Here is a 20,082-nt window from a genome sequence, read left to right on the forward strand (position 1 = left end):
CCGGTCCCGGCGCCACGACCCAGGTCGGGACCGGCGCGGCCTTGCCCTTGAGCGCGCGGTCGCCGGCGGGGACCAGGTCGACGTCGTCCTCGACCGCGAGGGCCGTCTGCGGGCCCACGAGGACCTGACCCGGCTCGGCCGCCGCCTGGAGCCGCGCGGCGGTGTTGACCGTGTCCCCGGTGACCCGCCACCCGCCCGCCCGGCGCGTGACGACGACGACACCGGTGTCCACGCCGACGCGGACGCGCAGCGCCCCGGCCATGCCCAGACGGCGGTCCAGGTCGGCGACCGCCGCGACCAGGCGGCGGCCGGCCCGCACGGCGCGCAGCGCGTCGTCGTCGGCCGCCCGCGTGGTGCCGAAGGTCGCCATGACGGCGTCGCCGATGAACTTCTCGACCAGCCCGGCCTCCGCCGTGACGGCCGCCTCGGCCAGCGCGAAGTACGCCTCCTGGACCCGCGCGACGTCCTCGGCGTCGAGGCGCTCGGTCATCCCGGTGAAGTCCGCGAGGTCCGCGAACAGCACCGTGACGACGCGCCGGTCGACGGAGGGCACGTCGGGGACGCTAGCCCCTCCGGGTCGGTACTAGCGTGCGCCGTGAGGGTGGTTCGTCCGGGAGCCGCCCCTGGCCTGCGGGGGCGACCGTGCCGTCGATCACGTCCGTGTCCTGGATCCCGTCCGAGCTCATCACCGGGGTGCTCCGCGTGCCCTTCGACCTCGGGCTCACCCACTACGACGAGCCGCCGCCGGACCGGCTGCACCCGGGTGACCTGAGGCGCCTGCGCCGCGCGGGCCGCTTCCGCTTCGTCAACCGCGTCGAGGCCCGCGCCCGCGTGGAGGACGGGAGCGTCGTCGGGGTGGACCTGGGCGAGGGGTGCGGGGGGACGATCGGGCTGACGAACCTCCTCGGGGGCGCGCTGCGCTTCCCCGCGGTCGCCATGCCGGACCTGCGCACGGTCGAGGTCGCCGACGACGGCGCGAGCGCGGTGGTGCGGCAGACGGCGGGCGGGCGCGCCCCGCTGCCGGCGCCGCGGCTGGTCAACGGCCGTCCCCGCCTCGTGGCCCCGCTCGTCTGGACGACCCTCGAGCTGGTCCTGCGCGCGGACGGGTCGTCGTCGGCGTCCGTCGTGGGCGCGAGCGCCTTCCCGCGGCACTGGCTGTACGACGACGACGGGGTGCTCGTGGAGAAGGTCGCCACGACGGACTCCGGTGCCTGGCTGCACACCCTGGAGGTCACGGAGACCCCGTGGCACGGGCGCGACGCGTCCGCCGTCGTGACCCCCGTGGAGACCGAGCTCGAGCGCCGCCTGTCCCGCCAGGTCATGACCGGCCGGCGGCGGGTGCGCACGCTCGCGGCCGGCGAGGTGCTGTTCCGGCAGGGCGAGGCGGGCGACGACGTCGCGCTGCTCCTGGACGGCGTCGTCGAGGTCGAGCGCGACGGCCGGTTCCTCGTCGAGATCGGTCCGGGTGCGGTGCTGGGGGAGCGGGCCCTGCTGGAGGGGGCCCGCACCGCGACGGTCCGCGCGGTCACGCCGCTCACGGTCGCGCTCGTGGCCGGGGACGCCCTCGCGCGCGAGGACCTCGCGGTGCTCCTCGAGGGGCACCGCCGGGAGGACGAGCCCGAGGGGTGAGGGGCCGGGGCGCCGGTCGGCGGTGCCGTGGGGACCGGGCGCGCCGCCCTCCTCAGGAAGGGGCGCCGCTCCGCACGAGCCCGGCCAGGTCCGCGGCCGGGGTGGGCCGGGCCAGGAGGTAGCCCTGGACGGTGTCCGCGCCCGCGTCGGCGACGATCGCCAGCTGCTCCGCGGTCTCGATGCCCTCGACGGTGACGCGCATGCCCAGGTCGTGCGCGATGGTGACGACGGAGGAGAGGAGCGTGCGGCTGCGCCGGGACCGCACCACGTCCATGAGGAAGCTCCGGTCGACCTTCACCACGTCGACGGGGAGGCGCAGGAGGTAGGACAGGGAGGAGAACCCGGTCCCGAAGTCATCGAGGGCGACCTGCACGCCGGCGGCCCGGACCCCGGCGAGGAGCTGGACCGCCCGGTCGGGGTCGGTCAGGAGGGCGCTCTCGGTGAGCTCGAGCACGACGGCAGCCGGCTCGACCCCGGTCTGCTCGAGCAGCTCGTGCAGGACCGCGTGGAAGCCCTCGTCCTGGAGCTGGCGTGCGGAGACGTTGACGTTGACGCGGAGCGTCGGCAGCCCGAGCTCCGCCCGCACCTGGACGAGGCTCCGCACGGCGGTCTCGAGCACCCACCGGCCGATGGGGACGATGAGCCCGGAGTCCTCCGCGACCGGGATGAACGTGGCGGGGGACACGGGGCCGTCGGCGCCGTTCCAGCGCAGCAGCGCCTCGACGGCGACCCAGCGTCCGCCCCGCGCCTCGAGGATCGGCTGGAAGGCGAGGGAGAGCTCGTCGCGCTCGATCGCCCCGGCCAGCCGCGCGTTGAGGGCCCGCCGGCGGACCGCCTCGTCGAGCCCGTCGGCGTCGACGACGACGAGCCCGTTGCGCCCGGACGCCTTCGCGCCGTGCATCGCGCGCTCGGCGACGCGCAGGATCTCCAGCGGTGCCGCGCTCCCGGCGGCGGCGACGGCGGCCCCGGCACCGAAGGACAGGTCCGCGACGCCCGGCGGGCGACGTCGGCGGATGGCGGCGCGCAGCGTCTCGACGTTCCGCTCGAGCTCCGCCCGGGTGGCCGCGCGGCGCGCGACGAGCGCGAACGAGTCGCCCCCGAGGTGGTAGGCCGAGGCGTCCGGCAGATCGGCGAGTGCGGCGGCGACCGCCTGGAGCACGGCGTCGCCCGCCACGGAGCCGTGCTGGGCGTTGACCTCCCGCAGCCCGTCCAGGTCCAGGACGACGACCGACAGCCCGCCCGGGGTGTCCTCGAGCTCCTCCAGGGTCCGTTCCAGGGTCAGCCGGTTGGGCATGCCCGTGACCCGCTCGTGGAAGGCGAGGTGGGCGAGGTGGCGCGCGGTGCGGGACCGCTCGGTGACGTCGTGGGCGTTGACGACGAAGCCCCCGACGGCCGGGTCGTCCAGCATGTTCGTCAGGCGGACGGCGATCTGCGTCGGCTCCTCCGCGGCGCCGGCGGCCAGCTCGAGATCCAGCCGGACCGTGCGCCCGGGGGCGGCGGAGGACCGCTCGACCGCCGCCCACGCCGCCGCGCGGGAGTCCGGGAGGAGGAGGTCCGTCCCCGAGGTGCCGACCGGGTCGCGGCCGAGCATCTCGTGGGCGGCCGGGCTCGCCCACGTGACGGTCAGGTCCCGGTCCATGACGAGCGTCACGTCGCTGCTGTGCTGCACCAGCGCCCGGAAGCGTCGCTCCGAGCGCTGCGTCTCCTGCTGCGCCCGCTCGCGCTCCTGGGACTCCTGGACCAGAAGGCGGTGCGCGTGGTCGAACTCCTGGCGCACCGACCGGCGCAGCGACCAGGTCAGCGCCGCGGCGAGACCGATGGACACGATCGCGAAGGCCAGGACGATGCCCGCGCGACCCCGCAGGTTGTCCAGGGCCGCGTACAGCTCGCGGTAGTGGGAGTTCTCGACCTGGGAGTAGAGGTGCTCGACGGCGTCGTGCAGGGCGGCGGCGTCCGCGCGCAGGGTGGGGGTGGCGGCGGCGATGCGGGGGTCGGGAGCGGTCGTCGCCCCGGTGGCGGCGAGGGCGTCGATGTCCTCGAGCAGCGTCGCGTGGGCGTCCTGGGCGGCGCGGACCCCTGGCCTCGCCCTCGCCGGGGAGGTCCTGCGCGGCCATGACCTGCAGCTGGCGGCCGAGGAACGCGGACTGCTGACGGAGATCCGCCACGGAGGTCCCGCCGTCCTCGAGCTGCTCGACCGCGAGCTGGGCGAGGAGGACGTCCCGCTGGGCGTCCGCGACCGCGCCCGTCGTCTTGGACGCGAGCTGCACCGTGTCGAGCGTCTCGGAGACGCGCGCGATGCCCCGGAGCACGAACAGCGGCGTCGTCGCCACGACGAGGACCAGACCGAGGGCGATGAGCGCCTGCCTGCGTATGAGCCGGCGGGGCGGCCAGACCCTCATGGGGCGACGTCCAGCGTCGCGACGCTCCAGATCCACAGCGTCTCGTCGCGCGCCCGGGGGTGGTCGTCGGCGAGGACGACGCGCGTGGGCCCGCCCTCCTCCACCGGGATGGGCTCCCCGCCCTCGAGCGTCGCGAGGAAGGCGCCGTCGGACCGGGTCACGTCCGCGGGGATCTCGACCGCGTACTCGTTCAGGGCGACGGCGTCGAGGCCCGCCCCGTCGTCGCCCGCCCCGACCAGGGCGGCCAGGTCCCGCAACGGGACGCCGGTGAACTCGAGCCGCTCGTCGACGAACGGCTCGTACAGCTCCGCGGTCACCGTGCGCAGGGCCGCGAGCTGCTCGAGCGTGAGCTCCACGCGCTGCCCGTCCGGACCGCCGGACACGGTGAGGACGACCTCGCCGTCCGGGTCCTCGGGCAGGTCGGCGGCGCTGCGGACGGTGCCCTCGCTGACGACGACGGCGTCCGCCGGGTCCTCGGCGCACGCCACGAGCAGGGCGAGGGGGAGGGTGAGCGTCAGCAGGCCCCGGGTGGCCCGGGCCGGGCGGACGGGCCAGGCCCGGGGTGCCGGTCGGGGCCCACGCCGGGCAGGGCTCACCGCCGCTGCGCCCTGGCGATGCCGGGCGCCGCGCCGGGCGACCGATCGCGTCATGGTCCCTCCTGGTCCGGTCGTCGGCGGGGCGACCACCGGCTCGAGGAGCGGTGAGATGAGACGAGCCATGCTAGCCAGCGCCGAGGGCCGGATCGACGACGTGCCGGGTGAAAGGACGGGTCGTGCCGGCTCCGCACACCCGCAGGCCGTGACGTCGGGCCGGGACGTCGGGCCGGGACGTCGGGAGGTCGGGGCGTCGGGACGCGCCGGGTCCGGCCGGCGGGACGCGCCGGGTCCGGCCGGGAAGACTGGCGCCATGTCGCCGTCGCCCGTGCCCCCCCGTCCGCTCGTCCACTTCGCGCCCCGCGCGGGGTGGGTCAACGACCCGCTGGGCCTGACGTGGCACGACGGCCGCTACCACCTCTTCTTCCAGTACGTCCCGGACAGCACGGACTGGCAGCTGCACTGCCACTGGGGGCATGCCACGAGCGAGGACCTGGTGCACTGGACGGAGCACGAGCCGGCGCTGCTGCCCGGCGACGGCGACGACGGCGTGTGGTCCGGCAGCATCGCGGTCCCGGACGACGGCGGCGCGGCCGCGCTGTTCTACACGAGCGTCACCGCGGCGGCCGGCCTGGGCATCGGCCGGAACCGGGTGGCCCGGCCGCTGGACGGCTCGTGGACCCGGTGGGAGAAGGGCCCCGTGGTCGCGGAGCTCCCGCCCGGGTTCGCGCCCGAGGCGGTGGAGGCCTACCGGGACCCGTGGGTCGTCCGGGAGGGCGGGGCGTGGTGGATGGTCGTGGGCGGCGGCCTGCGGGATGAGCGGGGTGGGACGGCGACCGCGTGGGTCTACCGGTCGACGGACCTCGAGGAGTGGACGTACCACGGGCTGCTGACCACCCGGCACACGACCGAGACGGACGGGGAGTGGAGCGGGCCGGTCTGGGAGTGCCCGCAGCTCTTCCCCCTCGACGGGAGCTGGGTGCTCACGCTGTCGGCGTGGGAGCCGGACCACCCGCACCACGCCGTCTACGCGGTGGGGGACTTCGCGGACGGCAGCTTCACGGCCCGGCGCTGGTCCCGGCTGACGTACGGTCCGGCGTACTACGCCGGCTCGGCCTTCGCCGACCGGGACGGCCGGCGGGGGCTGATCCACTGGATGCGGCAGGTCGGCGGGGCCGCGGAGGGCTGGGCCGGTGCCCACAGCGTGCCGCACCTGCTGCGGCTCGAGGGCGACGCCCTGGTGTGCGAGCCGCACCCTGCCGTCCTGGCCGCCCGGACCGGCTCCCTGGGCGTCGCCACGCCGGGACAGGACCTGGCCGCGGCGTCGTCGGCGGTGGACGTGGTGTGGGAGCCCGAGGGGTCCTCCACGCTCCGGGTGGGTCCCGGTTCTCCGGCACCCGACGGCGGCGAGGTCGTGGTGCTCGAGGCGGACGACACGCTCGTCGTCGCGCACGTCGGCGCGCAGCGGTGGGAGATGCCGCGGGGTGCGGGCCCGGTGCGGGTCGTCCTGGACGGCCCCACCTGCGAGGTGTTCACCACTGGCGGGGTCATGGGGGTCGCGGTCCCGGCCTCCGCCGGTCTGCGGGTAGCGGTGACGGGCGGGGGTCGGGCGGAGGTCCACGCGCTCGGCTGAGGCGGGCGGCGGGTCGCGCCCCGGACGGTCTTGACCCGAACACCTGAACTCTGTTTCACTACTCCGTTTGCAGCCTTGCGCTGCGCTGGAGGGGAGTATCCCGCCACGCGGTCGTCGTCATCACAGCCCGTCGGATGCGGGCTCGGCGCCGCGGACCACCTGGGCACCTGGTGGTCGGGAGAGACCTCCGGTCATCGACCGGAAGGGTCCCTGTGGACGTCCCCCTGTGGGTCTGGTTCGCCGTGCTCGGCGCCATCCTCGTCATGCTCGCCGTCGACCTCGTCGCGCACCGCAAGGCACACGTCATCGCCGTCCGGGAGGCGGCGGTCTGGTCGGCCGTCTGGGTCGCGCTCGGCGTGGCCTTCGGTGCGGTGGTGTGGCGCGTGTGGGGCTCCGAGGCCGGCCAGCAGTACTTCGCCGGCTACCTCATCGAGAAGTCCCTCGCCGTCGACAACGTCTTCGTCTGGGCGATCATCTTCACGTACTTCGCGGTGCCGCGGGAGTTCCAGCACCGCGTCCTGTTCCTCGGCGTGGTGGGTGCGCTGATCTTCCGCGGTGCCTTCATCGCGGCCGGGTCCGTCCTCATCGCGAGCTTCAGCTGGATCCTCTACCTCTTCGCGGCGTTCCTGCTCTACACCGGCTACCGGATGATCCGGCAGCGCAACGAGCACCTGGACCCGGAGAAGTCCCGCGCGCTGCGGCTCTTCCGCCGCTGGGTGCCGATGACCGACGCGTACCACGGCCAGCGCTTCCTGATCCGCAAGGGCGGTGTCGTCCTCGCCACGCCGCTCCTCGCGGTGCTGGTGCTCGTGGAGGTCACGGACATCGTCTTCGCCGTCGACTCGATCCCCGCGATCTTCGCGGTGACCAGCGAGCCGTTCATCGTCTTCACCGCCAACGCGTTCGCGATCCTCGGCCTGCGGGCGATGTACTTCCTGCTCGCCGACCTGATCCACCGCTTCGTGTACCTGAAGATCGGCCTGGCGCTGGTCCTCATCTGGGTCGGGATCAAGATGATCCTGAAGATCGACGTGTTCTACATCCCGACGACGGTGTCGCTGGCCGTCGTCGCGACGATCATCGGTGTGTCGATCTTCGCGAGCCTCCGGGCCACGCGGGGTCAGGGCCGCAAGGCGATCGAGGCGCCGACGGACCCGCCGTTCCGGATGGCGACGCCGGAGGAGCTCGCGGAGGTCGAGCCGCTGTGGCGGCGCGGTCGTCGGTCCGGGGACGACGACGCCGCGCCGGGTGGGTCCGGGCGGACGTCCGTCCTGACCGGCTGACCGGCCCGCCACGCACGAGGCCCCGCCGACCGTCACGGTCGGCGGGGCCTCGTCGTGTGCGGGGGAGTGCCGCGCAGGGTTCAGCAGGGGGCTCAGTACGTGAACTGCGCGACCATGCTCTTGAGCTCGCTGGACATGCGGGCCAGGGACTCGACGGCCTGACGCGACTCGGTGACACCCTGGGTGGTCAGGTCCGCCGCCCCGGCCACGCCGGCGACGTTCGCCGCGATCTCCCCGGAGCCGGCCGCGGCCTGGGAGACGTTGCGGTTCATCTCCGCGGTCGTGGCGGTCTGCTCCTCCACCGCCGAGGCGATCGTCATCTGGAAGTCGTTGATGCTCGCGATGATGTCGGTGATCTGGCTGATCGCGTGGACCGCGCCGGTGGTGTCCGTCTGGATGGACTCCACCCGGCGGGCGATGTCCTCCGTGGCGCGGGCCGTCTCCTGGGCCAGCTCCTTGACCTCCCCGGCCACCACGGCGAAGCCCTTGCCGGCCTCCCCGGCACGGGCGGCCTCGATGGTCGCGTTCAGGGCCAGGAGGTTCGTCTGCTCGGCGATCGAGGTGATCATCTTGACCACGTTGCCGATCTCCTTGGACGACTCACCGAGGCGGTTGACCGCGTCGGAGGTGGTGGCGGCCGCGGTGACGGCGGTGCGGGCGACCTCGGCGGCGCGGGAGGCGTTGTGCGCGATCTCCTGGATGGAGGCGCCCATCTGCTCGGACCCGGCGGCGACGGTCTGCACGTTGCGCGACACCTGCTCCGCCGCCGCGGACACGACCCCGGCCTGCGCCGCGGTCTCCTCCGCGGTGGAGGCGATCTGCGTCGTCGTCGCCGACATCTCCTCCGTGGCGGAGGCGAGGGTCGACGAGGAGGCGTCGATCGTGCTGATGACGGCACGCATCTGGTCCACCGCGTTGTCCAGGGCGGTGCCCATGCGGCCGACCTCGTCCCGGGACTCGAGGTGCGCGCGCTGGGTGAGGTCACCGTGCTCCAGGGCCTCGGCGACGCGCTGCACGCGCCGCAGGCCGGCGACGATCGACGTCGCGGTGGCGAACCCGAGGACGAGGGCGAGGGTCAGCCCGACGACGAGGACGAGGATGAAGGTGGTCCGGTTCGTCGCGAACTGCTCCTCCGCGGCCACGAGGGCGGTCTCGGCGTCGTGCTCCTCGGCCTCCACGATGCCGGTGAGGTGCTCCGTCATCGTGTCGATGATCTCCTGGGCGTCGCCGTCCCGGACGGCCGTGAACCCGGCGATGTCACCCTCCCGCCCGAGCGGCAGGAGCTGGTCGTCGCGCAGGGCGACGTACCGGTCGAGGGCCGTCAGGAAGTCCTGCATCTCGGTGCGCTTGGCGGCGGAGGTCGCCGTCTCGAGGTACTCGGCCGCGGCCTCGCGGGCCTCCGCCTCGGCGGCCAGGGCGGCCTGCTCGAAGCGGTCGTGGTCGGCCTCGGTGCTGGAGAGCGCGTTGTTGGCCAGGGCCAGGCGCTGCTCGACGGTCGCGCGGCGCGCCTTGGCCGCGTAGTCCAGGCCGAGGAAGTTCTCGTCGTGCATCACGACGGTCTGGGCGTTGGTGGCGGCGAGCGACGAGAGCCCGACGAGCCCGACGGTGACGGCGACGAGTGCCGCGACCGTGAGCGCGGCGAGGATGCGGGTGCGGACGCCGAGGTCACGGAACCACCCGAGCCAGCCTCGGCCGGACGCCGGCGGCACCGGCGTCGGCTCGGCACGGCCCGGTCGGTCGTTGACGGGTCCCGTCGTCACCGGCGGGCGAGACAGCAGTGTGGCGCTCATGCGGAAGCCTCCGTGGCAGGCCGAACGACGATGTCCCCTGATGCGGGGAAGATCGGCGGCGGTCGGACCTGCGTGCGGGAACTCCTCGATCATTCACCCGCACATCACCCGGATGGCCGTAGCCCGCGCCCCACCCGCCCGCCGGGGCGGGTGGGGCGCGTCGCCCGGAGCTCTCGTCCGGAGCGGGTCAGGCGATGCGGAACTGCGCCACCAGGCTCTTGAGCTCGGTGGACATCCGGGCCAGGGAGTCCACGGCCTCGCGGGACTGGGTGACGCCCTGGGTGGTGAGGTCCGCGGCCCCGGCGACGCCGGCGATGTTGGCGGCGATCTCCCCGGAGCCTGCGGCCGCCTGGGTGACGTTGCGGTTCATCTCCGCAGTCGTGGCGGTCTGCTCCTCCACCGCCGAGGCGATGGTGGTCTGGAAGTCGTTGATGCTGGTGATGATCTCGCTGATCTGGCTGATCGCCTGGACCGCGCCGGTGGTGTCGGACTGGATGGACTCCACCCGGCGGGCGATGTCCTCCGTGGCGCGGGCCGTCTCCTGGGCCAGCTCCTTGACCTCCCCGGCCACCACGGCGAAGCCCTTGCCGGCCTCCCCGGCACGGGCGGCCTCGATGGTCGCGTTCAGGGCCAGGAGGTTCGTCTGCTCGGCGATCGAGGTGATCATCTTGACCACGTTGCCGATCTCCTTGGACGACTCACCGAGGCGGTTCACCGCGTCGGAGGTCGTGACCGCCGCCGTGACCGCGGTCCGGGCGACCTCCGCGGCACGGGAGGCGTTGTGCGCGATCTCCTGGATGGACGCGCCCATCTGCTCGGACCCGGCGGCCACGGTCTGCACGTTGCGCGTGACCTGCTCCGCGGCGGCCGAGACCACCCCGGCCTGCGCCGCGGTCTCCTCCGCGGTCGAGGCGATCTGCGTCGTCGTCGCCGACATCTCCTCCGCCGCAGCGGCCAGCGAGCCCGAGGAGGTGTCGATCGTGCCGACCATCTCCCGCAGGCGGTGCACCGCGTTGTCCAAGGCGGTCCCCATCCGGCCCACCTCGTCCTTCGTGGTGACGTCGGCCGACTCGGTGAGGTCACCCCGCTCCAGGGCGTTGGCCACGCGCTGGACCCGGCCGAGACCCGCGACGATCGAGCGGGCCACGAGGACGCCGAGCGCGATCGCCAGGGTCAGCCCGAAGGCGAGCACGGCGATGACCTGCGTGCGGCTGGCGACGAACGTGGCCTCGGCCCCCGCGGCGGACGCCTCGGCGGCGCTGCGCTCCCCCTCGAGGACGGTGGTGAGCGCCTCCATCATCGCTGTGATGCCCTCGGAGCCCTCGTCGCGCGCGTCCCGCCACGCATCCAGGTCGTCGGCGATGCTCGCCGGGATCATCTTCGTGTCGCGCAGCTGCGCGTAGGCGTCGAGGCGCGTCTCGTACTCGTCGAGCGCCGCGGCCTGCTCCGCGGTGACCTCGACCGCCCGGAACTCGGCCAGCGCCTCGCGGGCGGCGGCCTCCGCCTCGAGGGCGCCCTGCTCGTACTTCTGCATCTCCGCGCGGTCGATCGACAGAGCGTGGTTCGTCACGTTGAGCCGCATCTCGATGGTCGCGCGGCGCATCTTCGCGGCCCGGTCCACCCCGAGCAGGTTGTCCTCGTAGAGGCTGTGCGCGGCGTCGTTGGTCCGGGACAGGGCGGTGATCCCGAGGACTCCGACGGCACCCCCGACCAGCGCGGCCACGAGCACCGCGGTGAGGATCTTGAGATTGACTCCGCGGTCCGTGAACCACGCGAATGCCGTCGAGCGGCGAGCCGGCATGTCGGCCATGTCCTGTCCCTCGTTCGTGGAGGCACACCGTGTGCCTGGCGATCCATCGCCCGGTCGCGGACGCGGCTGAGGAAGCGCGGCGATCTAGGCAGAGCCGTTCAGGTGATGAAGTTCGGGTGAAAGCACGGGTGCGGCCCGGTCGTCCTGGGACGAAGGGCCCAGGAGGGTCCGCCGACGTACCGTGGTGGCGGTCGGCACTGTCGGTCGGTGCGGTCGGTGCGGTCGGTGCGGTCGGTCGGCACGGTCGGTCGGGGCTGTCGGTACGGGTGCGGGTGCGTGAGGAGCGGCGCGATGGAGGTCTCCGACGTCCTGGTGGACGCGTTCGGGCGGGTGCGCGAGGTGGTCCACGGGGTCCTCCTGGACGCCGACGACCGCCTGCTCGCCGGGCGTCCCGAGGGCTCGGGCAACTCGGTCGCCTGGCTCGTGTGGCACCTCACGCGGGTCCAGGACGACCACGTGGCCGACGCGTTCGGCACGGAGCAGGTCTGGGTGGCCGGCGGGTGGGCGCGGGCCTTCGGGCTCGCCCTGCCGGAGGGCGACACCGGGTACGGGCACGGGCCCGAGGAGGTCGCCGCCGTCGTCGCCCCGGGCGCGCTGCTGCTCGGCTACCACGACGCGGTCCACGCCGCGACGGTCGCGCAGCTGCAGGGGCTGCGTCCCGGCGACCTGGACAGCGTGGTCGACACCCGATGGGACCCCGCGGTGACCCTCGGCGTCCGCCTCGTCAGCGTCGTCGCGGACGACCTCCAGCACGCAGGGCAGGCTTCCTACGTCCGCGGCCTGCTGGAGGACGGGTACGACGGCCCGGAGTGAGGGGCGCCGTCGGCGTGGCGGGGTGCGCACGCCCTGAGACGCGCCGCGCTCGAGGGCCGACCGCGCTCCCTTGGTGGACCCGGAAGCCACCGCCGCGGCGCGCGGGGGAATACCGGCGGGGGCTGGCGGCTTGACCCTGTCAGATGGTTGAATGTTGAACTAGCGACGGACGGACAGGAGCGCCCTCATGCAGTTCGGAGTCTTCTCGGTCGGCGACATCACGCGCGACCCCACCACCGGCCGGATCCCGACCGAGCACGAGCGCCTCCAGGCGATGGTGGCCATCGCCAAGAAGGCGGAGGAGGTGGGGCTCGACGTCTTCGCGTCCGGCCAGCACCACAACCCGCCCTTCGTGACGTCGGCGCCGACGACGCTTCTGGCGTACGTCGCCGCGCAGACCGAGCGGATCGTCCTGTCGACCGCCACCACGCTCATCACGACGACCGACCCGGTGCGCATCGCGGAGGACTACGCGACGCTCCAGCACCTCTCCGGCGGTCGCGTCGACCTCATGATGGGCCGGGGCAACACCGGGCCCGTGTACCCCTGGTTCGGCCAGGACATCCGCAACGGTGTCCCGCTCGCCATCGAGAACTACGCGCTGCTGCACCGGCTGTGGCGCGAGGACTCCGTGAGCTGGGAGGGCCGGTTCCGCACGCCCCTGCAGTCCTTCACCTCGACGCCGCGGCCGCTGGACGGCGTGCCCCCGTTCGTCTGGCACGGCTCCATCCGCACGCCGGAGATCGCCGAGCAGGCGGCCTACTACGGGGACGGGTTCTTCCACAACAACATCTTCTGGCCCATCCACCACACCCGGCAGATGGTCCGGCTGTACCGCCAGCGCTTCGAGCACTACGGCCACGGCCGCGCGGACCAGGCGATCGTCGGCCTCGGCGGACAGGTCTTCATGCACCGCAGCTCGCAGGAGGCCGTGAAGCAGTTCCGGCCCTACTTCGACGTCGCACCGGTCTACGGGCACGGACCGTCGCTGGAGGAGTTCACGGAGATGACGCCGCTCACGGTGGGCAGCCCGCAGCAGGTCATCGACCGGTACGCCGCGATGCGCCACGAGGTCGGGGACTACCAGCGCCAGCTCTTCCTCATCGACCACGCGGGCCTTCCGCTGGAGACGGTGCTGGAGCAGATCGAGATCCTCGGCACCGAGGTCGTGCCGGTCCTGCGCCGGGAGATGGCGATCGGCCGCCCGGCCGACGTCCCCGACGCCCCGACCCACGGCTCGCTCGTGCAGAAGGCGGGCGGACCCCGTGACGTGACCGTGTACGCGGTCGACGGCGTCACGGGCCGGCGGGCGGAGGCGGTCGCGTGAGCACCCGGACCCTCGCCGTCGTCTCCGGCGGGCTGCGCCAGCCGTCGACGACGCGCCTCCTCGCGGACCGGCTCACCGAGGCGACGGTGCGCGCGCTCGGCGAGCAGGGGATCACCACGACCGTCGAGGTCGTCGAGCTGCGCGAGCACGCCCACGACCTCACCAACATGCTGCTCACCGGCTTCGCCGTGCCGCGCCTGCAGGAGGTGCTGGACGCCGTCGTCGGGGCGGACGGGCTCATCGCCGTCAGCCCGATCTTCAGCGGCTCGTACAACGGGCTGTTCAAGACGTTCTTCGACGTCCTGGAGGCCGGGTCCCTGGCCGGGATGCCGACGCTGCTCGGCGCGACCGCCGGCACGGCGCGGCACTCGCTGGCGCTGGACCACGCGCTGCGTCCGCTCTTCGTGTACCAGCGGGCCGTCGTCGTCCCCACGGGGGTGTTCGGCGCGACGGAGGACTTCGGTGCGTCGTCGTCCACGGCCACGGGGCGGGCCGACGACACCCCCGCCATCGCCGTCCGCGTCGACCGGGCGGCCCGGGAGCTCGCGCCGCTCGTCGCGGCACGCACCGCCCGAGCGGGTCGGGACGCGTTCACCGACCCGACGCCCTTCGAGCGCCTGCTCGCCGGGGGTGCCTGACCTGCGAGGGTCTGCTCGGTGGGGTGCCTGACCTGCGAGGGTCTGCTCGGTGGGGGTGCCTGACGGGCGCTCCTCCGGCCGCATCGGCCCTTGGTCCCTGGACCTCGTCCGGACGCCGGGGGAGCGTGGGGGCGGTGATCACGGTCGCGACGAGGCGGGCGTGGCCCTCACGGTCAGGGGCGTGGACATGGGACGGCGGAGATGAGGCGGCTCGTCATCGGGCTCGGCTGCGGGTCGTGCGGGGACGACGGCGTCGGGCCGGTGGTCGCGGGGGCGGTGCGGGAGCTGCGGCTTCCCGACGTCCACGTCGTGGCGGTGGAGGACCCGGCCGAGCTCGTGCCCCTGTGGGGAGGGGCGGAGCTCGTCGTCGTGGTGGACGCCATCGCGGCCGGAGGGCCTCCGGGCTCGCTGACGGTGGTCGACCTCACGGCGCGTCTCGAGGGCGCCGCGGTCGCGGGCGTCGACGACGGGTGGATGCGGGGCGGGGTCGGTCGCTACGCCTTCGGGCTCGCAGCGGCCGTCCAGCTCGGGAGGGCGCTGCACCGGCTCCCCGAGCGCCTCGTGCTGGTGGGCGTCGAGGGCAGCGTGTTCGCGGCCGGTGCGCCGCTGAGCCCTGTCGTCGCCGATGCGGTCCGGCCGGCCTCGCGCGCCGTCGCCGAGCTCGTCGCCCTCGAGCCCGCCAGTGCTGGCAGTGCGCTCGGGTCCGCGTACGCCGATCGCTGGTAGGGCCGGCCGGGTGCCGTGCGGATGCCCGCTGCGCCGTGCTGTGGTTCCGTTCGGGGACGTGAGCGGCGGCGGAGGTGCACGGTGGGACGAGCGGAGGGGACGGCGCCCGACGGGCCTCGCCCCCTCCGGATCGCCGGGCCGGTGCGGCCGACCGTCAAGGACGTCGCCGCCCTCGCGGGGGTGTCGCGCTCGGCGGCGTCCCGGGCCCTGAGCGGCAGCGGGTACGTCGGCCAGGAGTCACGGCGGCGCGTCCTCGACGCCGCGGCCGAGCTCGGGTACGTGCCGCACCTGACCGCGCGTCACCTCAAGGACAGGGTCAGCAGGTGCGTCGGTGTGCTGACCCTCGACCTGCGCCGGGCCGAGGACGCGGCCGTGGTCGCGGGCGTGTCCGCCGCAGCGCGGGAGGCCGGACTCGCCACGATGGTCGCGGACCTGGGCGGGCACCCGCTGGACGCCCTGGAGGCGCTGCGGGACTTCGTCGCGTTCGGGATCGCGGGCGCGGTGCTCTGCCCCGTGTCGGGGGAGCCCGCCGCGTACCTGTCCCGGTACGGCGTCCCCGTCGTCGAGGTGGGGCACCGGTTCGCGGGGGGCACGTGCGACGCCGTCGTCGTCGGCTCGGACGGGGCCGGGCGCGGTCTGGGGGTGACCGCGGACGAGGCGGGCGACATGGGCAGGGACGCGGTCGGGCTGCTGCTGCGCCGTTTCGAGGACCCCGCACGCGGGGTCGAGGTCGTGCGCCGCGGGCTGGGTGGGCCGGCGGCCTGACGGGGTGTCGGCCGTTTCCCCGGTCGAGCGGCGCGGCGCGTCGCTGTGGACGGGGGCGGGTGCAGCCGCCTGAGCACCGCGCGTGGACGTTCTGTAGCGGGGCGCGGGTGCTCTGGCCGCGCGGGCGCGCAGCCTGTGGATCGGCGGCTGCCGTGTCGGTGGCCGGGTCTACGCTCGAACACATGTTCGACACGAACGGTGGGTCGAGGCGCAGGACCGACCTCGGTGGAGTGCCCGAGTGGGCCTTCTCGGGTGCGGCACGCCTCGACGCCGCCGTCGAGCGCCGTGCCGACCCCGAGGTCGGCGGTCTCGGACGCAGGCTCGCCGTCCTGCCCGGAGGCCCCGGTCTCGCGGTGACGATCGCAGAGCTCGTGGGCGGTGGGACTCCAGGAGCGGCCGCGGGTGAGGCGGCCGCTTCCCAGGACGGCTGCGAGAGCGCCGCACCGGAGGAACTCGACACGGGGTGGGGGTGGCTCGACGACCTCGACGCCGCGTCGGTCGTCGAGGTCGTCGCCGCCTTCGAGCGCACCGCCGCGTGGGCCCGCGCGGGGGCTGCCCGGGCGGCGGCGGCCCTGTCCGACCGTCCCGAGACCCGACCGCAGTGGCCGGCCGCTGCGGGAGTGGTCACGGAGCAGTGCACCGCCTCGACGGACCTCTCGTTGCGCCTCGGCGTGACCCGCCACTCGGCGCGGGCGCTGGTCGACGTCGGGCGGACGTTGCGCGGTCCGATGCGGCAGACCGGCGCTGCGCTCGAGGTCGGCGACGTCGACTGGGACAAGGCCCGGACCCTGGTGGAGGTGCTGCGGGACGTGCCCCTGGCCGTGTCGCTGGAGGTCGAGGCGGCGGTGCTCCCGTCGGCGTCCGCCCTGACGCGGCCACAGGTGGCCCGGGCGGCGCAGCGTGCGCTGCAGCGCGTCGACCACCGCGACGCCGCTGAGCGGCATGCCCGGGCGCGCGCGGGTCGGCACGTGGGTCGCCCGCGGATCCTCCCGGACGGGATGGCTGCGGTGACTGCCGTCCTGCCGGCGGAGGCGGCCGTGCGCCTGGACGCGTGCCTGCAGGCCGCGGCGGTGTCCGCGCGGAGGGGAGGGGACGGTCGGACGACCGACCAGCTCCGGGCGGACGCGCTGGATGCCCTGGCCCGCTCGGCGTGGGCGGCGGGCTGGATCGGCTCGGCCCCCGGTGCGCCCCGCGGGGGATCGCCGTCCCCGGAGGTGGTGTCCTCCGTGGAGGCGGGGGCGTCCTCCGGGGATCCGCACGAGGCGGTTTCCGGGGAGTGGTCCCCGACGGCGAACAGGACGCCCGTGCCCGCGATGCGTCTCGCCCAGGACGCCGGACGAGGAACGCTCGTCTCGGTGACGGTCGGGCTCGGGACGCTCCTCGGCCTGGACGACCGGCCCGGTGAGCTCGCCGGCTACGGCCCGATCGGTGCGGACGTCGCGAGGCTCCTGGCGACGGAGGGCACCTGGCGGCGGCTCCTCGTGGACGAGGTGTCCGGGACGCTGCTCGACGTCGACCGGCGGCGCTACCGCCCACCCGCCGGGATCGTCGACCACGTGCGCCGGCGGAACAGGACCTGCGTGTTCCCGACGTGCTCCGTGCCGGCTGCCTCGTGCCAGGTCGACCACACCGTGCCCTTCCCGCACGGACCGACGGCAGCGGACAACCTCGGGCCGCTGTGCACCACCCACCATCAGCTGAAGACGCATGCCGGGTTCCGCCTGGAGCAGCCATCGCCGGGCTCCTTCGTGGTGCGCACCCCCACGGGGCACGTCTACGTCCAGCCGCCCGACGAGCAGCCGGGTATTCCCACTACGGACGTCGACGGCGTAGAGAGCGAACCGCCGTTCTAACTGACTGGCTGTCCCTGTCCCTGTCCCTGTCCCTGTCCCTGTCGAGCGGGCGTACAGCTCGACGGCCCGCGTGGTCGCCATCAAGGGGTCCTCGATGGCCCCGTGTCCCTTCGGATCACTCCCGGCGACGGTCGCGGTCGGGCGCCTCTAGGGTCGTGTCTGCTCGGCGCCGCGGTGAAGGACGGTCCGACCGAGCGCCATGTCAATCTCGAGTGGCTTCCCGGGTGGCGTGGCGAAGGGTCCGCTGGTGGCCGCGCTCGCCGGACCTCTCGGTGCGCAGGCCGGGGGCATCGCGTCGCGGGGCGTCGCGCCCGTCGGACGGCCGTCGGTGATCCGGTCGCGGCGTCGCCGATGAGGAACGGAGGACTGATGCGGGCGCTCGTGCTCGGGGGGACGGGAGCCATCGGGGGCGCGGCGGCACTGCGCCTGGCGCAGCGAGGCTGGGACGTGGAGGTCACCGGGCGCGACGCGAGTCGGCTTCCGCCGGAGCTGACCGCGGCGGGCGTCCGCTTCCATCGGGTGGACCGGGGCGACACCGAAGGGATAGGGCGCCTCGCAGACGGTGGCCCCGACCTGCTCCTGGACGTGCTCGCCTACACCGCCTCCGACGTCCGGTCCCTGGTCCCGGTCATGCGCGACGCCGGGTCCGTGGTGGTCATCTCGTCCCGCGCGGTCTACACGGACGCGCACGGCAACCACGTCAACAGTGACGAGCCGCCACGCTTCGCCGGGCCGATCCGGGAGGACCACCCGACCGTGCCGCCGGCCACCGGCGACGTCGACCCCTTCTCGCGCGAGGGGTACGCGCCGTCGAAGGCAGCCGTCGAGCGGGCGGTGCTGGACAGCGGGCTGCCGGTCACGGTGATCCGCCCGTCCAAGGTGCACGGCCGCTGGGCCCGGAATCCCCGGACCCGAGCGTTCGTGGCACCCATGCTCCGGAGGGAGCCGACCCTCCGCCTGGCCGACCGGGGCATGTCCGTCGACCACCTGACCGCAGCCTCGAACACCGCGGCCCTCATCGAGGTGGTCGCCGGGCGGCCCGGCGCGCGGATCCTCAACAGCGCGGACCCGGACACCCCCACCGCCGCCGACATCCCGACGGCGATCGCCCTGGAGCTGTCCTGGGACGGCGAGCTCGAGCTGCTCGAGCCGCACGTCACAGCTGGTGACCACCCGTGGCTCACGAGGTACCCGATCGTCCTCGACATCTCCGCCGCCACCAGTCTCGGGTACCAGCCGGTCGGCCTCGGCGTGGACCTCCTTCGTGAGGAGGTCCGCTGGCTCGTCGGCGGCTCGGCCGCGGACCGGGCCCAGCAGCGCGGACCAGGCTCACCCGCCCAGGCCGACCATCCCGGGCGGCTGACCCGCCCCGGCCGACCATCCCGGGCGGCTGACCCGCCCAGGCCGACCACCCCGGGGCGGCTGACCCGCCCAGGCCGACCATCTCGGGGCGGCCAGGGCGGCAGGCCCCGTGCGTCCGCTCCAGGTGGACCCCCGAGCCGATGGGATCGGCGGCCCGCTGCTCCAGCTGCACCCCCGGGCCGGTGCGCTCTGCCGACCCGGGGGCAGCGGTCAGCGGTCCTGTGATCCGCCGTTCCCCACACCCGGCGCCGCCTCGAGGTGCACGGCCTTGAGCACGGTCATGGCGGTCAGCAGGTCCGGCCCGTAGCCGGCACCGGCGCCGCTGTCGCGTCGCGGGTCGGCCGACCCGCCCGGCGCCCCGCCGAACACGGCGTTGACCTTGACGGTGCCCACCTCGAGCTCGTCCGCGGCCCGCAGGGCCCGCCCCATGTCGGGCGTCAGCACCGTCGCCGCGAGTCCGTAGCGGCCCGACCCCGCCAGCGCGAGGCCCTCGTCGAACGAGGCGACCCGGCGCACGGCGGCCACCGGGCCGAAGGTCTCCTCGGTCATCAGCTCCACGTCGTCGGGGCAGCCGTCCAGCACCGTCGGCGGGTACCAGGACCCCTCCCGCCCCAGGGGCTCGCCGCCGGCCAGGCACCGCGCTCCCGCGGCCACGGCCTCCCGCACGTGCCGGTCCACCACGGCGAGCTGCGCGCCGTCGACCATCGGGCCGAGGTCGCTCCCGGCGTCCGAGGGGTCCGCCACCCGCATCCCCTCCGCGATGCGCACGAGCTCCGCCACGACGTCGTCGGCGACCTCCTCGTGGACGTAGACCCGCTCCACCGAGGTGCACAGCTGGCCGGCGTTCGTGAACGCGCCGGTCGCGATCTGCCCGGCGGCCCAGCGCGGGTCCACCCCCGCGTCGACGAGGATCGGGTCCTTGCCCCCGTTCTCCAGGAGCACCCGGCCGCCGCGCGCGCCGACGGCGGTGGCGATCCGCCGCCCGGTCGCCGAGGACCCGACCTGCGCCACCAGCGCCACGCGCTCGTCGGCGACCAGGGCGGCACCCGTCTCCCCGTCACCGTTCACGACGTTGAGGACGCCCGGGGGGAGCACCTCGGCGATGAGGCGTGCCATCCGCCAGCCCGGGACGGCGCTGCGCTCGGACGGCTTGTGCACCACGGTGTTCCCCGTCACCAGCGCCGCCGCGAGCAGGCCCGCCGCGGCCGGGAACGGGTCATTCCACGGCGTGACGACGGCGACGACGCCGTGCGGCTCCCGACGCACCACGTCCACGGCGGACGACGCCCCGGCCAGCGTCCGGCCGGTCGCGCCGAGCCCGGTGGTGGCGGCCTCCTCCAGGATCGAGGCCGCGACCTGTGCCGACTCGACCGACTGGACCAGCAGGCGGCCGGTGCAGGCGGTGAGGCTCGCACCCAGCTCCGGCGCGGCGGCCGCGACCGCTGCGGCGGCCGCCCGGAG

General features: G+C 74.7%; 16 protein-coding genes. 10 read left to right on the forward strand and 6 right to left on the reverse strand.

The window, feature by feature from the left end; genetic code table 11:
* The coding region (locus tag N866_RS08715) for an adenylate/guanylate cyclase domain-containing protein (RefSeq protein ID WP_034225370.1) at window positions 1-553 on the reverse strand (553 nt) is incomplete at its 3' end.
* A gap of 107 nt (window positions 554-660) precedes the next feature.
* Between N866_RS08715 and N866_RS19840 the strand changes: the two genes are divergently transcribed.
* Complete coding sequence (locus N866_RS19840; protein ID WP_162177303.1) at window positions 661-1,629, forward strand: cyclic nucleotide-binding domain-containing protein; 969 nt, start codon at window positions 661-663, stop codon at window positions 1,627-1,629.
* 52 nt (window positions 1,630-1,681) lie between these two features.
* Here N866_RS19840 and N866_RS08725 read toward each other — a convergent pair whose 3' ends face one another.
* Window positions 1,682-3,454 carry a putative bifunctional diguanylate cyclase/phosphodiesterase gene (locus tag N866_RS08725; protein WP_034225372.1) on the reverse strand — a complete coding sequence of 591 codons (1,773 nt, stop codon included), beginning with the start codon at window positions 3,452-3,454 and terminating at the stop codon, window positions 1,682-1,684.
* A gap of 570 nt (window positions 3,455-4,024) precedes the next feature.
* Window positions 4,025-4,678 carry a putative pterin-binding protein gene (locus tag N866_RS19845; RefSeq protein ID WP_052022672.1) on the reverse strand — a complete coding sequence of 218 codons (654 nt, stop codon included), beginning with the start codon at window positions 4,676-4,678 and terminating at the stop codon, window positions 4,025-4,027.
* A gap of 256 nt (window positions 4,679-4,934) precedes the next feature.
* Between N866_RS19845 and N866_RS08735 the strand changes: the two genes are divergently transcribed.
* Together N866_RS08735 and N866_RS08740 are read left to right on the forward strand one after the other, a co-directional pair.
* On the forward strand, window positions 4,935-6,254 hold the full coding sequence (locus N866_RS08735) for a glycoside hydrolase family 32 protein (RefSeq protein ID WP_034225390.1): 1,320 nt from the start codon (window positions 4,935-4,937) through the stop codon (window positions 6,252-6,254).
* 212 nt (window positions 6,255-6,466) lie between these two features.
* Entirely contained in the window at window positions 6,467-7,537 is a 1,071-nt protein-coding gene (locus N866_RS08740; RefSeq protein ID WP_034225374.1) for a TerC family protein, read from the forward strand.
* Window positions 7,538-7,629: 92 nt separating this feature from the next.
* On the opposite strand, the gene N866_RS08745 is transcribed toward N866_RS08740, so the two are convergent.
* Both N866_RS08745 and N866_RS08750 read right to left on the reverse strand, forming a co-directional pair.
* Entirely contained in the window at window positions 7,630-9,327 is a 1,698-nt protein-coding gene (locus tag N866_RS08745) for a methyl-accepting chemotaxis protein (RefSeq protein ID WP_081802471.1), read from the reverse strand.
* Between the two features lie 187 nt (window positions 9,328-9,514).
* Window positions 9,515-11,137: a methyl-accepting chemotaxis protein gene (locus N866_RS08750; RefSeq protein ID WP_052022676.1), complete on the reverse strand. Its 1,623-nt coding sequence runs from the start codon at window positions 11,135-11,137 to the stop codon at window positions 9,515-9,517.
* Window positions 11,138-11,428: 291 nt separating this feature from the next.
* Here N866_RS08750 and N866_RS08755 point away from each other — a divergent pair, with 291 nt between their 5' ends.
* From N866_RS08755 to N866_RS08785, 7 genes are all read left to right on the forward strand, one after another.
* Window positions 11,429-11,950 (forward strand): mycothiol transferase, encoded by a 522-nt coding sequence (locus N866_RS08755; protein ID WP_034225376.1) that lies wholly within the window; start codon window positions 11,429-11,431, stop codon window positions 11,948-11,950.
* Between the two features lie 187 nt (window positions 11,951-12,137).
* Window positions 12,138-13,277, forward strand: a complete 1,140-nt coding sequence (locus tag N866_RS08760; RefSeq protein WP_034225378.1) for an LLM class flavin-dependent oxidoreductase — start codon at window positions 12,138-12,140, stop codon at window positions 13,275-13,277.
* Window positions 13,274-13,915 carry an FMN reductase gene (locus N866_RS08765; protein WP_034225380.1) on the forward strand — a complete coding sequence of 214 codons (642 nt, stop codon included), beginning with the start codon at window positions 13,274-13,276 and terminating at the stop codon, window positions 13,913-13,915. The genes N866_RS08760 and N866_RS08765 overlap by 4 nt, the downstream gene beginning before the upstream one ends.
* A 201-nt stretch (window positions 13,916-14,116) precedes the next feature.
* Window positions 14,117-14,641 carry a hydrogenase maturation protease gene (locus N866_RS08770; RefSeq protein ID WP_052022677.1) on the forward strand — a complete coding sequence of 175 codons (525 nt, stop codon included), beginning with the start codon at window positions 14,117-14,119 and terminating at the stop codon, window positions 14,639-14,641.
* 81 nt (window positions 14,642-14,722) lie between these two features.
* Window positions 14,723-15,406, forward strand: coding sequence for a LacI family DNA-binding transcriptional regulator (locus tag N866_RS22090; RefSeq protein WP_052022680.1), 684 nt, complete (start codon window positions 14,723-14,725; stop codon window positions 15,404-15,406).
* A 182-nt stretch (window positions 15,407-15,588) separates the two neighbouring features.
* Window positions 15,589-17,259, forward strand: coding sequence for an HNH endonuclease signature motif containing protein (locus tag N866_RS08780; protein ID WP_155855267.1), 1,671 nt, complete (start codon window positions 15,589-15,591; stop codon window positions 17,257-17,259).
* Window positions 17,260-17,610: 351 nt separating this feature from the next.
* A complete protein-coding gene (locus tag N866_RS08785) occupies window positions 17,611-18,846 on the forward strand; it encodes an NAD-dependent epimerase/dehydratase family protein (RefSeq protein ID WP_081802473.1) in 1,236 nt (411 codons plus the stop codon).
* Here the strand turns inward: N866_RS08785 and N866_RS08790 are convergent.
* Window positions 18,832-20,082, reverse strand: a 1,251-nt coding sequence (locus tag N866_RS08790) for an aldehyde dehydrogenase family protein (RefSeq protein ID WP_034225385.1), incomplete at its 5' end; no start/stop codon positions are given. The genes N866_RS08785 and N866_RS08790 overlap by 15 nt on opposite strands.

The sequence above is a fragment of the Actinotalea ferrariae CF5-4 genome (assembly GCF_000603945.1).
Classification (GTDB): domain Bacteria; phylum Actinomycetota; class Actinomycetes; order Actinomycetales; family Cellulomonadaceae; genus Actinotalea; species Actinotalea ferrariae.